This is a genomic window from Aestuariibius violaceus (assembly GCF_040779325.2).
Lineage (GTDB): Bacteria > Pseudomonadota > Alphaproteobacteria > Rhodobacterales > Rhodobacteraceae > Aestuariibius > Aestuariibius violaceus.
In genome coordinates, this window is record NZ_JBFONT020000004.1 from 228,180 (window position 1) to 241,395 (window position 13,216).

Below are 13,216 nucleotides of genomic sequence, written 5' to 3' on the forward strand. Positions count from 1 at the left end.
GGGGTGCGGCGCGCATTCATCCATTGCTCGCTCGCCCATAACGGGGTCTGGGCGCCGCTGCTGAAGGCCCTGGGCGAGGATGATCCGATCCTGATCGAGCTGCCGGGCCACGGCCAGGCGCCGGATTGGGACGCGGCACAGGACTATCAGGATCAGGCGCTGGATGCGGCGCTGTCAGCCTTGCCGGAACAGCCCGTGGCGCTGGTCGGCCACTCGTTCGGCGGCACCGTCGCCCTGCGCCTCGCGGTCGAAGCGCCCCGGCGCGTCGCCCATCTGACCCTGATAGAACCGGTCTTCTTCGCCGCCGCGCGGGAGGCTGGCGATCCTGCCTATAACGTGCATGCGTTGGCCTTTCAGCCGTTCCTCGCCGCGATGGCCAATGGCGACAGGGAAAGCGCAGCGCGCATCTTCACCGAGCTATGGGGCGCCGGGATGCCCTGGGGGCGGATCCCCCAGGCACAGCGGCAATACCTTGTCGACCGCATTCACCTGATCCCCGCAGGCGCCCCCGCGATTGAGGAGGATCGGGCGGACCTGCTCCGGCCGGGGCGGTTGGAGGCGCTCAAAATGCCGGTGCATCTGATCGAAGGCGCAGCGTCGCCTCAGGTTGTCGGCGCGATCCAGGGGGAACTGTCCCGCCGGATCCAAGGGGCAAGTCGGGATATCGTCGACGGTGCCGGGCATATGCTTCCGATCACCCATCCGGGTGTGGTCGCCGACCTCCTGCAACCAAAGCCGCGCTAAACGGTCTCGGGCGCGAGCAGGGCCAGGAGGGCGTCCGTATCGCTCTCTGCTGCCGACCAGTCGGCGACGAAGCGGGCCGTCAGCGGCTCATCCGGATCGGGACCGTCGAGATCGCCCTCCCAGAGGTAGTATTCAACGCCAGCCTCATGCAGACGGCGATGCAGGCGCCGGGGGAGATCGGCGAAGAAGAGGTTCGCCTGCACCTCGTGATGGAGCCGAATGTCGGGAACCGCCGAGAGCCCCTCCGACAGACGCTTCGCGGCTGCATTCGCCCTGCGCGCAAGGTCGAGCCAGAGATCGCCGGTCAGATAGGCTTCCATCTGGGCCGAGAGGTAACGATGCTTTGAGATCAGCTGCGCCCCACGCTTGCGCCGCAGTTCGAACTCCCAGGCGTGGGAGGGGTCGAAGAAGACCACCGCCTCGACGCCCATCAGGCCGTTCTTGGTCCCGCCGAAGCTGACCGCATCGATGCCCGCCTTCCACGTCATCTCGGCCGGGCTGCAGCCAAGATGGACAAGCGCATTGGCGAAGCGGGCCCCGTCCATATGGGTTTTCAGCCCGAAGGAGCGGGCGATGTCGGTGATCGCGCGGATCTCATCAAGGCTGTGGACCGCGCCCTTCTCGGTCGCCTGGGTGATCGAGATGGGGCCGCGCTGCGGGCCGTGGACGCCCCGGCCTTCCTCGGCCGCGATGGCAGAGCGAAGCGCCCCGGGGTCCATCTTGCCCGCCGCCCCGTCGATCAGGGTCAGCTTCGTCCCGCCGGTGTAGAATTCGGGCGCGTTGCACTCGTCTTCCTGTATGTGGCTGGTCTTGTGGCAGAAAATCGTCTCCCACGGCTGCGATAGACAGGCCAGGATCAGCGAATTGGCCGCCGTCCCAAGGGGAACGAGATAGACAGCCGCCTCCGGCGCCTCGAATATGTCGCGCAGCGTCTGCGTCACTCGGACCATCCCCGGATCGGCACCGTAGGGCATCGCGTAGCCTTCGTTGGCCTTCACCAGCGCCTCCATCACCTTGGGATGGACGGGGCCTGTGTTGTCGGAAGCGAAATGCATCAGACGGGCTCCTCTATGATGTGATCGTCCCAATCATCTTCGTTCGGCACGTCTTCTTCCGAGATCGTCCTGTCGCGGACAGAGACGCCCGCCCGCGCCACCGACGCTTCATCGCCCGAGATCAGCGGGTGCCAGTCGTAAAGGTCCCGACCCTCCCAGATCAGACGGTAGGCGCAGGTCTGGGGCAGCCAGTACATGTGCGTCGTGATCGTCTTGGGGGAAAGCTGAATGCATTCAGGGACATAATCGTGCCGCGTCTCGTAATGACGGCAGCGGCAGGTCGTGTCGTCGAAAAGGCGGCAGGCGACGCGGGTCAGTTCCACCTGACCGGTCTCTTCGTCCTCCAGCTTGTTGAGACAGCATTTGCCGCAGCCATCGCACAGGGCCTCCCATTCCGCGGACGTCATCTCGTCCATCGGGATGCGGTCCCAGTAGCGGTCGCGCAGGCCGGTGCGGGTGGGCGAGGGGGCGGCGCTGTCAGGCATCCTGCAGAACCTCGCGGGCGCGGATGCAGTCGGCCTCCATCTGGTGGATCAGGCCGTCGAGGCTGTCGAATTTCTCTTCCGGACGAAGGAATTCGACGAGGGCGACGGAGATTTCGGCATCGTAAAGATCACCTTTGAAATCAAGGATGTAGGTTTCACAATTCGGGGTGTTCTCGCCGAACATCGGGCGAATGCCGATCGACGTGGCACCGGAATAGCTGCCCTTATGCGGCCCCGTCAGAACGTCGACCATCGTCGCGTAGACGCCGAAGGCAGGCAAGTGCAGGTCGTCCATCGCCAGGTTCGCGGTGGGATAGCCCAGGTCGCGGCCGCGCTTTTCGCCATGGATGACGATGCCTTCGATCCGGTGCCAGTGGCCGAGCATCGCCGCCGCATCGTCCGGGCGCCCTTCGGAAAGGGCCTGGCGGATATTGGTGGACGAGACCTCGCCGACCGGGGTGCCGACCATCTCGGCGATGGAGACCTCGAATCCATGAGTTTTCCCGAAGGATATCAGCGTGTCGGCATCCCCCTGCCGCCCCTTCCCGAAGCGGAAATCCGCGCCGACGACGACATGAGAGAGGCCGAGGGCGTCATGGATGATCTGTCCGGCGAACTGCTCGGCCGTCAGGGCGGCCAGGGTTTCGTTGAAGGGAACCTCGTAAAGGATGTCGACGCCGAGCTTTTCCAGTCGATGGGCCTTGGCGCGGGCGTCCATCAGGCGGAAAGGTTTGATATCAGGGGCAAAAAACCTGCGGGGATGGGGTTCGAACGTCATGATGCCAAGCGGCGCGTTCTGCGCCTTGGCAGCCTTGCGGGCAAGGTCGATCACCGCCTGATGGCCCAGATGGACGCCGTCGAAATTGCCGATGGCGGCGGCAGCGCCACGATCTTCCGGCGTGATCTTGGTGATGTCGCGCACGATCCGCATGAATGTGGCGTAGCGCCCCGGGCGACGAGCCGCAAGGGGAGCAGACCAGGCAAAGAGTTAACGATTGATTAACCGCGGAAAGCCGTTTCGGATCAGAGGCTTGGCCCCGAGTTCAGTCGAACTTGCGCGACGGCGCCAGCACCGTCGCCTCGCCCGCCAGCACCTTCTTCCCGTCTACCAGACAGCGGGTATCCATCGTCACGCGGCGCTTGGAATGGTCGATGGCGGTGACCTCGACCTCGGCCGTCACCATGTCGCCCGGACGGACAGGGGCGAGGAACTTGAGGGACTGCCCCAGATAGACCGTCCCATGGCCGGGAAGCTGTTCGCCGATCACGGCAGAGACCAGACCGGCCGTCAGCATCCCGTGGGCGATCCGGCCCGAAAAGATCGTGTCGCGGGCGTAGTCGTCGTCCAGATGGACCGGATTGCAGTCGGTCGAGACCTCGGCGAAGAGCTCGATATCGCGATCCGTCACCACCTTGCGCAGATGGCGGGTCATCCCGATTTCGAGGTCTTCGATGCAAATCGTACCGCGGGGCATGTTGTCGAGCATCTTCCAGCTCCATGAGGTAACATCATTGACCCGAAAAGGTCAAAACTTGAAACTTAATTACTTTGCTGGTGCAGAAAGTCCAGCGAAAAGAAGGTCAGCGCAGCTGCCCCATGGTAAAGGTCGGATCGACATTTTCCTTTTCGATATAAGCGTTTAAGGCTTCTGCGTCAGGATTATGCGACGTTTTGGTTAGGTCGGCGGCCAGACCACCGGAAATGAAGACGGAATCGATATCCTCGCCCCGGGCGCCCGAGATATCGGTATGGATGCCGTCCCCGATGGCCACGATGCCCTCGTTCGGTAAATCCTTCCCTAAGGCTACGAGCCGCCGTCGGGCCAGATCGTAGATCGGCGGGTGCGGCTTGCCGAAATAGAGGCTTTCGCCGCCCATCTCGGTATAGAGCTTTGCCAGCGCGCCGGCACACCATTCGCGGGTCTCACCCCGGTCGACGACGATGTCGGGATTGGCGCAGAGGAGCTTGAGACCCTTGGTCTTGGCATAGAGGAAGTCGGGCCGGTTGACCTCGGGATCGGCATGCGGGTCAAAGGGGCCGCAGCAGACGATGCCGTCGGCGTCCTTCAGATCGACGCGCGCGATGGGGGCCGGATCGTCAACGATTTCAGGGGGTTCGAAGAAGGCCTCATCATGGGATTCACCCATGAACCAGACCTTGTTGCCAACGGCGCCCCGGAACATCGCGGCCCGCGCGCTGTCGCCGGACGTGGCGATCGCATCCCACGTATCCTTCGGCACGCCGAGCCGGTCGAGCTGTTTTTCAACGCTGCGCCAGGGGCGCGGCGCGTTGGTGACGAAGACGACCGTGCCGCCGTTTTCCCGGTACTTGCGCATTGCATCGACGGCTGTTGCGTGGGCTTCGATGCCATTGTGCATGCAGCCCCAGAGATCGACGAAGGCGGCGTCGTAGCGGCCCGAAACCTCTGAAAAGCTTTCGATAATCTGTGTCATGGGGGGCCTTTCAGGGCTGAAAACGGCGGGTCGGCATCCGGTCGGCATCGTGTCGGCATTACGTCGGAGGGGACCGCGGCGTTGCCTTGCCTTCCGGTTTACAATCAAGCGCCGAGAGCCAGGGATTGTTCAGACTTTGAGAACGGGAATGATCTGCTTCTTCCGCGACATGATCCCGGGCAGAACGACGCTGTCGCCGGTGACGGCCGCGCCGAAGCTCTTCTCGGCCACCGATTTCGACAGGTCGGACGGGATCAGCATCGTCGCCTCCTCGCGCAGGATGTCGACGACGAAAAGCAGGACTTCATCCACCCCATCCTCGGACGCGACCTGCGGCATGGCGGCAAGAAGCGCCTCCTTGCGGGAGAGGATCTGGTCGGGCGACGTCGTCTCAAGCACCGAGACGCGGAACCTGGTGCCGTCCACCTCGTATTCCTTGCTGTCCATCCGCAGAAGCTCTGCCTCGGAGAAGGCGGAGACGTCGGATTTGGCGGCAAACATCTCGGCTGCGTAATCGGGAATCGAGATGCCGAGATCGGCGGCGAGGCTCTCGGCCAGCGCGCGGTCGGTCTCGGTCGTCGTGGGCGAGCGGAATTCGAGCGTGTCGGAGAGAATGCAGGACAGCATCGCGCCCTTGATCGCCTCGGGCATCTTGGCGGCGTCCTCGCCCATCAGGTCGTGCATCAGCGTCGCGGTGCAGGCGAGCGGGCGGATCGTCATCTCGATCGGCGCCTTGGTCTGGAGCCCGCCGGTCAGCTTGTGGTGGTCGATGATCTGCAGGACGTTGGCGTCGTTGATCGAGGCCGGCAGCTCGGCCGGGTTGTTGGTGTCGACGATCACGCAATCGGCGCCTTCGGCCACGTCGTCGATGATCTGCGGCTTGTCGAGGGACCAGCGGTCAAGCATGAATGCAGCCTCGGTATTCGGCTCCCCCAGCAGGCGCGGTTCGGCTTGCTGGCCCTTGATCTGGGACAGATACCAGGCCCAGACGATCGGCGATCCGGTGCTGTCGGTGTCGGGGGCCTGATGGCCGAAAACTTGGATCATGTCGTATCCCTCAGCGTTGTTCGCGGCCCGTATAGGCAGGCGAAGGAGGCTTGTCACGTGGGGTGCGACGGCAGGCAGAACACGATCTTCTAGAAGATCGTGCAGGGCGGAATTCTCGGGGTTCAGGTCTCACATCCTCAAACCCCGAGCAAGGAACCCCTTGGCATCAAATTCTTCTAGAAGAATTTGCATGCGCAGAATTTTCTAGAAAATTCTGACCCTTGGCCGCCGTCAGCGCTCGGTCAGCTTCAACTCGATCCGGCGGTTGCGGGCCAGCGCCTCGGGCGTATCGCCCCTATCGATCGGCTGGAATTCTCCAAAACCGTTGGCGGCCAGGCGCTCGGGCGGGATCCCCAAAGCCTCGGTCATGTAAAGCACGACCGACAGGGCGCGGGCCTGGCTGAGCTCCCAGTTACTGGCATAGCGCCCGCCGCGCGAGATCGGGATGTTGTCGGTATGGCCGTCGACGCGGATCACCCAGTCGATCTGGGGCGGGATGTCGGCAGAGATCTCGCGCAGGATCGCCGCCACCCTCGCGATCTGCGCCCGGCCGTCCGGCGACAGGCTGGCAGAGCCCACGGGGAACAGAACCTCGGAGGAGAAGACGAAGCGGTCGCCTTCCACGCGGATGCCCTCGCGGCCTTCGAGGCGCGCGCGCAGGGTCCCGAAGAATTCCGACCGGTAGCGTTCGAGGTCCTGCGCCTCGGCCGCCAGCCGTTCGCGCTCCCGCGCCTCCAGCTCGGCCCGGCGGCGTTCCTCGGCTGCCGCACGGGCCAGCGCCTGATTCAGCTGCGCGCCAAGGTTCTGGATCTCGACCTCGGCCGCCGCGTCGTCCTCGGCGGCCATGTTCAGCAGCGTCTGGAGCGAGGCCATCTGGCTGCGCAATTGCGCGACCTGCTGGTTCAGCGCCTCGACCTCGCGCTGGCTTTCCGCCGACAGCGCCTCTTCCTCGGCCAGCCGCTCCTGCGCGAGGGCCAGCAGGCGGGCGCGCTCATCGGCATCCGACAGGGCCTCCGTCACATCGTCCTGCGCGGCCCGCGCCGCGGCGAGAAGCGTCAGCGTCTCCTCCGCCTCGGCCCGCTGTTCTTCTAGGGCGAGCGTCATGGCCGTCAGCTCCGCATCCGCGTTTTCCAGCCGGGCGCGCAGCGCCTCGGCAGCGGCGGCATCGACAAGGCGCTGCGCCTCAAGCGCGTCGATCTGGGTCTGTGCGGTCTCCAAGGCGGCGGCCCCGTCCGCCTCCTCCGACCGCAGATCGGCCACCAGCGCCTCCAGCGCCTCGCGCCGGGCGGCATCCAGACGCGCGGCTTCGGTCTGCGCATCGATCTCGTCCCGCGCCTGCGCCAGCGCCAGATCCAGCGCCTCCTGCTGCGACAGAAGCTCGGCCTGTTCGGTCCGCAGATCCTCGACCGTCGCCCGGGCGGCGTCCCGATCCGCCAGCAGCGCCGCGACCCGCGCCTCGAAATCGGTGATGCGGGTGGTGGCCGCGGCCAGATCCGCCGCCTGCCGGTCGCGTTCCGCGGTGAGTGCCGCGATCAGCGCCGATTGCTCCTCCGCTTCCCGCGCGGCATCGGTCAGGGTGGCCTGCAGGGTCCCGACCCGGTCCTCCAGCGACGAGGTCCGGTCCTGCTCCAACCCCAACGCCTCGGCCAGGGCCGCGACCTCTGAGGTCAGCTCGTTCAACTCCGAGGCCTGACCGGTGATCGTCTCCCGCAGGACGAACTGCACGATCATGAAGATCGTCAGCACGAACATCAGCACCAGCAGAAGGCCCGTCATCGCATCCACGAAGCCGGGCCAGATCGACGACTGGAAGCGGGCGCCGGAGCGTCGGCTAAGCGCCATCCCCTACCCCTCCCGGTCGCCCACGGCGCGCGGGCGAACGCCCTGGGTCTGGCGGATCGTGCGCGACAGCGCGGACAGATCGCCGCGGATTTCGGCCATCGTTTCCTGCCGCCCGGCCGAGATCTCTTCCAGCAGGCGGATCAATTGCACATCGATCGACCGCAGGCGCATCCGCGCCTCGGGATCGATGCCGCCTTCGCCCGCCTCCTGCATCGTGGTGATCAGCCGGTCCTGCCCCTCGGCGATGTGCATCAGTGCTTCGGTCAGGGTCGCCTGGGTATCGTCCTCGTTGTTCTGGTTCACCAGCCCCTCGATCGCCTTGGCAAGCCGCCCGAGCCGATCCTCAAGCTGGCCGCGCGCGATCTCGGACTGATGCAGCATGACCTGCAGCGCTTCCATCTGCGCCGACATGTGATCGACGAAGCCCGCGACCTCACCGCCGCCGACGCCGCCCTCCTCGCCGCTGGAAAAGCCCAGGCGGGTGATGGAGGACAGCCATTCCTCTAGCTCGCGGTAGAACCGGTTCTGCCCGTGGCCCGCGAAGATCTCGAGCAGGCCCACGACCAGCGACCCGGCGAGACCCAGCAAAGACGACGCAAAGGCCACGCCCATCCCGCCCAGCTGCGCCTCCAGCCCCGTCATCAGGCGGTTGAAGATATCGACGCCCTCCTCCCCCTCCTGCGGGGCGAGCGACCGGATCGTGTCGACAACGGCCGGCACGGTTGTCGCAAGCCCGTAGAAGGTGCCCAGAAGGCCCAGAAAGATGAGCAGGCTGACGATATAGCGCGTGATCTCGCGCGCCTCGTCGATGCGGGTCGCCACGGAATCGAGGATCGACCGGGTCGAGGATGCGCCCAGCTTCATCTGCGCGTTGCGCGACCGCAGCAGCGTGGCGAGCGGCGCCAGAAGGCGCGGTGCGCTGCCGGCGGCGTCGTCGCGGGTATTGCTGGCAAACCGTTCGATCCAGCGGACCGAGGACATCAGGGTGAAAACCTGGAAGAAGCAGGCCAGCACGCCGATCACGAAGACCAGGAAGATGAACCCGTTCAGATAGGGGTTCGCGACGAAGATCGGCGACACACGCGGATAGGCCAGATACCCACCCACGCCGACCAGGGCGAGCACGACCAGCATCCATACCAACTGGCTGATCGGCTGTGAAAACTGCGGCTCGGCCTCGGGATCCCTTCTGTCCATGCGGACGGGTCCTCTCGTTGAACTGGGTCCTTGCCCAGAGGTTACTGGTTCGATTTTGGAAACACCACGGGAATATGGCGGCAATAAGCCCCGTGGGCGGCATCAGTGGGCGATTCGCCTCACCTCTGCGTCAAGCCATTCGATCTCCGCATCGCGCACGCCAAGTTCCGCCAGATGGGCGGCGGTATTGTGCAGATATTCGGTGTTCGGCCCCCGGCCACCATGGGCGGTGGCGATGATCCGCGCCTGTTCCTGCAGCGGCAGGCGGCAATATTGCCCATGATCAGGATCGATCACATAGGCCAGCGCGTCGACCTGCCGCCCATCGTCCAGCGCCAGCGTCAGGTGGCGTTCCAGATAGGCCGCCGTCACCAGCTCCCGCTCGCGCAGCATGGCCAGCACCGCCTCGACCTCTGCCTCCGCCGCGCGCAGGGCCATGCCGGTGCAGCTTGCCCCCTCCGCCGCGTCCAGCGCCAGCACGAGGCCCGGCACATCGCGCGTGCCCCGATGCTCGACCGAGCGCATGCAGAACGACCGGTGATACCCGTCCAGCCGGGCCTTCACCGCCTCGGCCGGCCGGAACCCCGGGTTCCATAGAAGCGATCCGTAGCCGAATACCCACATAAGCGCCGCTGGCCCTCCTTCGGCGGGGTCTATAGAGAAGGCGCCGGACAAGGCAAAGGGGCCCCATGCGCAGGCTGTTCTGGATCGTCGTCATCGCCGCCGCGCTCTATGGCGGCTACTGGTTTGTGGGCGCCCAGGCGCTGGAACGCGGCGCGATCACCTGGCTCGAGGACGAGGCCGCCCGCCCCGGCGGGTTGGAGCCCACCTATGACAGCATCGCGGTCCGCGGCTTCCCCTCGCGCTTCGATCTGACCATTACGGCCCCCGATATCCAGGACGTGCCCACCGGGATCACCTGGCGCGCACCGTTCTTCCAGCTTTTCGCCCTCAGCTACCGCCCGACCGAGGTCATCGCCGTCTTCCCCGACCGCCAGACCCTGACGATCGGCGACATGACGATCCCCATCCGCTCGACCGACCTGCGGGCCAGCGCCGCTGTCGCCGCCGATGCCGACCTGCCGCTCGACCGGGCGACCGCCCAGCTCGAACAGCTGGCCCTCGGCCTGCCGGTGGGAGAGGTCCATGCCGATGGCGGCCTCTTCGCCATCCGCCGCGTCCCCGACCAGCCCGGGCGCTACGACGTGTTCGGCGAGCTGACCGAGATCGAGATCCCCGTCGGCGCCCTGCTGCCCCCCGGCTTCGACCTGTCCCGCACGATCACCGCGCTGCGCATCGACGGCACCGCCGATCTCACCGCCCCGCTCGACCGCTTCGCCGCCGAAACCCGGCCCGAGCTGACAGCGCTCGACGTCGCGCAGGCGCAGATCTCCTGGGACGGGATCGAGCTGACCGCACGCGGCACCCTCACCCTTGGCGCCGACGGCCTGCCCAGCGGCGAGGGCACGCTCGAGGCCCGCAACTGGGTGCGCGTGATCGAGCTTGCCACCCAGGCGGGCCTCCTCACCCCGCTGCAGGCCACCGTCCTTCAGGGCGGCCTTGTTGGCCTCTCCACCGGCGGCCTCGACCAGCCGCTGGAAATCCCCTTCGCCCTCGATCGCGGCGATCTCAGCGTCGGCGGCGTGGATCTGGGACCGTTGCCGATGGTGCGGTAGAGACCCGCGATCCAGTCAGAAAGCGCAGAGCTCTGGCGATAAGGGCATTGCCCGACCTGGAGGGCGTAGCAACGGTCTCGCTTCGCATGGCATTGCCAGCGATCTGACCGGCCCGCGACTTGAAAGGTCGCAAAATCGCCTTCCTGGGGGAGGTCGGGCGATGCCCGGCGTTGCCGCCGGGCGGGACGCTTGATCGGCGGGCACCCCTTGGCTAGACGTATTGAAGTCCCGAGGTGTCAGCCCGGCACTCCCGGAGCCACCTCCGACAGGCGCATCACATCGGCCATTCCGGCCCCGCGCCCATCCCACACTTCCACTCCTGCAACCCCGCTTCCGATCTTCGCCGTTTCGCGAGGCGATCATCGGCGCGCATTCTGCCCCAACGAAAAGTGAGGAAAAATCATGGACATACTCGGCACGACGATTTCCCCCATCGGCATGGGCTGCTGGCCCATCGGCGGCCCGTTCTTCGACGGCGACACGCCGCTTGGCTATTCAGGCGCCGATGACGCGCAATCCATCCGCACGATCCACGCGGCCCTCGATGCCGGCATCCAGCTTTTCGACACCGCAGCCGCCTACGGCACCGGCCATGCGGAGCGTCTGCTGGCCCGCGCGCTCAAGGACCGGCCCGACGCGCTGATCGTCACAAAGATCGGCCTCGCCATCGACGAGGAGGCCCGCCAGCTCAAAGGCCCCGACACGGACCCGACCAACGTCCCCGCAGCCATAGACGCCTGCCTCCGCCGCCTCGACCGCGACCGGATCGACATCCTGCTCCTCCATGCGGGCGAGATGGCTGTCGAGCACGCCCTCCCGATCCTCGACCGGATGGAGGAAGCCCGCCAGACTGGAAAGATCCGCACCTATGGCTGGAGCACCGATCTCCCCGACCGCGCCGAAGCGGCCCTGCGTCCGGGCGTCAACGCCACCCAATTCGCGATGAATGTCGTCCACGATGCACCCCGGATGCAGGCCATCGCCGAGGCGAATAACCTGATCGCCCTCATCCGATCACCGCTTGCCATGGGCATCCTGACCGGCAAGTTCGACGCGACCACGCAGATGGCCGCCGACGACGTCCGCGCCACCACCCGCGCCTCACGCGATTTCTTCGAAAACGGCCGGGTCAACCCGGCCCACCTGGCCAGCCTCGACGCGGTCCGCGACCTGCTCCAGACCGGCGGCCGCACGCTGGCCCAGGGCGCGCTCTGCTGGCTCCTCGCCAGATCCGACCGCGCCGTCCCGATCCCCGGCGCCCGAACGCCCGACCAGATCGAAGAGACGGCGGCGGCCCTCCAGCACGGCCCCCTGCCGCCCGATACGATGGCCGAGATCGACCGCGTTCTGGGGCGTTAAAGCCCCGGCTTCCCCTGCAACAGCGGCATCACGTCGGCCATCTCGGGCCCCCGCGCCCGGCCCGTCACGGCCAGCCGCAGCGGCATGAACAGGCCCTTGCCCTTGCGCCCCGTCGCCTCTTTCACGCGGCCGGTCCAGTCCGCCCACGTGGCGTCGTCATAGGGCGGTTCGCCCAGCATCTCGAAAGCGCTCGTCACGAACTCTCGGTCCTCCTCGGCGACCTCCGCCTCGGCCCCGTCGGAGAAGACCCGCCACCAGCCCTCGATCTCGTCCAAAGTCGCGATGTTCTCGCGCACGACGCCCCAGAACCGCTCGGCCAGCGCGTCCGGCACCCCAGCCGCCGAAACCCGATCCGCCACCGCGCCGAACGGCAACGACGCGATGTGCCGCGCCGTCAGCGGCCCCAGATCGGCCTTGTCGAACTTCGTCGGCGCCGCGCCGAATTTCGCCAGATCGAACCCCTCGACCACCTCGGCCACGTCCGCCCGCAACTCCACCGGGTCCGACGATCCCAGCCGCGACATCAGCGACAGCACCGCCTCCGGCGCGATCCCCTCCGCCCGCAGATCCCGCAGCGCCAGCGTCCCCAGCCGCTTCGACAGCGCCTCCCCCTGCGGGCCCGTCAGCAGCGAATGATGCGCGAACCGCGGCACATCCCCGCCCAGCGCTTCGATCATCTGGATCTGGGTCGCCGTGTTCGTCACATGATCCGACCCGCGCACCACATCCGTCACGCCCATCTCGGTATCATCCACCACCGACGCCAGCGTATAGAGCACCTGCCCGTCCCCCCGGATCAGCACCGGGTCCGACACGCTCGCCGCGTCGATCGAAATCTCCCCAAGGATCCCGTCCGCCCACTCGATCCGCTCCCGGTCCAGCTTGAACCGCCAATGGGGCGCCCGCTCGGCCCGCAACGCCGCCTTCTCGTCCTCCGACAGATCCAGCGCCGCCCGATCGTAAACCGGCGGCTTGCCCATGTTCAGCTGCTTCTTCCGCTTCAGATCCAGCTCGGTCGGGGTCTCGAAACACTCATAAAGCCGCCCCATCTCGACCAGCCGCGCCTGCGCCGCCGCATAGCGGTCCAGCCGCTCCGACTGCCGCTCTTCCCGGTCCCAGTCCAGCCCCAACCACTGCAGATCCTCCCGGATCGCCTCCACATACTCTTCCTTCGACCGCTCCGGATCGGTGTCGTCGATCCGCAGGATGAAGGTGCCGCCGGCCTTGCGCGCGATGGCATAGTTGAACAGCGCCGCACGCAGGTTGCCGATATGCAGGTATCCCGTGGGCGAGGGGGCGAAACGCGTCGTGACCATCTGACAATCTCCTTGGCCCCGCCTCTTTCACGAGAGGGGAC

At 66.4% G+C, this 13,216-nt stretch carries 13 protein-coding genes; 3 read left to right on the top strand and 10 right to left on the bottom strand.

Annotation, left to right across the window (positions count from 1 at the left end; genetic code table 11):
• Positions 1-3: 3 nt before the first annotated feature.
• Complete coding sequence (locus AADZ90_RS15025; RefSeq protein ID WP_367310710.1) at positions 4-744, top strand: alpha/beta fold hydrolase; 741 nt, start codon at positions 4-6, stop codon at positions 742-744.
• Here AADZ90_RS15025 and AADZ90_RS15030 read toward each other — a convergent pair.
• From AADZ90_RS15030 to AADZ90_RS15070, 9 genes are all read right to left on the bottom strand, one after another.
• On the bottom strand, positions 741-1,799 hold the full coding sequence (locus tag AADZ90_RS15030) for a threonine aldolase family protein (protein WP_367310709.1): 1,059 nt from the start codon (positions 1,797-1,799) through the stop codon (positions 741-743). The genes AADZ90_RS15025 and AADZ90_RS15030 overlap by 4 nt on opposite strands.
• Positions 1,799-2,284: a YcgN family cysteine cluster protein gene (locus AADZ90_RS15035; protein WP_367310708.1), complete on the bottom strand. Its 486-nt coding sequence runs from the start codon at positions 2,282-2,284 to the stop codon at positions 1,799-1,801. The genes AADZ90_RS15030 and AADZ90_RS15035 overlap by 1 nt, the downstream gene beginning before the upstream one ends.
• Positions 2,277-3,215: a bifunctional riboflavin kinase/FAD synthetase gene (locus tag AADZ90_RS15040; RefSeq protein WP_367310707.1), complete on the bottom strand. Its 939-nt coding sequence runs from the start codon at positions 3,213-3,215 to the stop codon at positions 2,277-2,279. The genes AADZ90_RS15035 and AADZ90_RS15040 overlap by 8 nt, the downstream gene beginning before the upstream one ends.
• A 112-nt stretch (positions 3,216-3,327) precedes the next feature.
• Positions 3,328-3,771 (bottom strand): MaoC family dehydratase, encoded by a 444-nt coding sequence (locus tag AADZ90_RS15045; RefSeq protein ID WP_367310706.1) that lies wholly within the window; start codon positions 3,769-3,771, stop codon positions 3,328-3,330.
• Positions 3,772-3,865: 94 nt separating this feature from the next.
• Positions 3,866-4,738, bottom strand: a complete 873-nt coding sequence (locus AADZ90_RS15050; protein WP_367310705.1) for a TIGR01459 family HAD-type hydrolase — start codon at positions 4,736-4,738, stop codon at positions 3,866-3,868.
• Between the two features lie 129 nt (positions 4,739-4,867).
• A complete protein-coding gene (locus tag AADZ90_RS15055; protein WP_367310704.1) occupies positions 4,868-5,785 on the bottom strand; it encodes a manganese-dependent inorganic pyrophosphatase in 918 nt (305 codons plus the stop codon).
• Between the two features lie 231 nt (positions 5,786-6,016).
• Positions 6,017-7,627, bottom strand: coding sequence for a peptidoglycan -binding protein (locus AADZ90_RS15060; RefSeq protein ID WP_367310703.1), 1,611 nt, complete (start codon positions 7,625-7,627; stop codon positions 6,017-6,019).
• A 3-nt stretch (positions 7,628-7,630) separates the two neighbouring features.
• Entirely contained in the window at positions 7,631-8,824 is a 1,194-nt protein-coding gene (locus AADZ90_RS15065; protein ID WP_367310702.1) for a biopolymer transporter ExbB, read from the bottom strand.
• A gap of 102 nt (positions 8,825-8,926) precedes the next feature.
• On the bottom strand, positions 8,927-9,448 hold the full coding sequence (locus tag AADZ90_RS15070) for a gamma-glutamylcyclotransferase (protein ID WP_367310701.1): 522 nt from the start codon (positions 9,446-9,448) through the stop codon (positions 8,927-8,929).
• Positions 9,449-9,513: 65 nt separating this feature from the next.
• On the opposite strand from AADZ90_RS15070, the gene AADZ90_RS15075 reads away from it, so the two are divergent.
• Together AADZ90_RS15075 and AADZ90_RS15080 are read left to right on the top strand one after the other, a co-directional pair.
• The gene (locus AADZ90_RS15075; protein ID WP_367310700.1) at positions 9,514-10,500 is read left to right on the top strand and encodes a DUF2125 domain-containing protein; all 987 of its coding nucleotides are present in this window, start codon (positions 9,514-9,516) and stop codon (positions 10,498-10,500) included.
• 402 nt (positions 10,501-10,902) lie between these two features.
• A complete protein-coding gene (locus AADZ90_RS15080) occupies positions 10,903-11,859 on the top strand; it encodes an aldo/keto reductase (RefSeq protein WP_367310699.1) in 957 nt (318 codons plus the stop codon).
• Here AADZ90_RS15080 and gltX read toward each other — a convergent pair.
• Complete coding sequence (gltX, locus tag AADZ90_RS15085) at positions 11,856-13,175, bottom strand: glutamate--tRNA ligase (RefSeq protein ID WP_367310698.1); 1,320 nt, start codon at positions 13,173-13,175, stop codon at positions 11,856-11,858. The genes AADZ90_RS15080 and gltX overlap by 4 nt on opposite strands.
• Positions 13,176-13,216 lie beyond the last annotated feature (41 nt).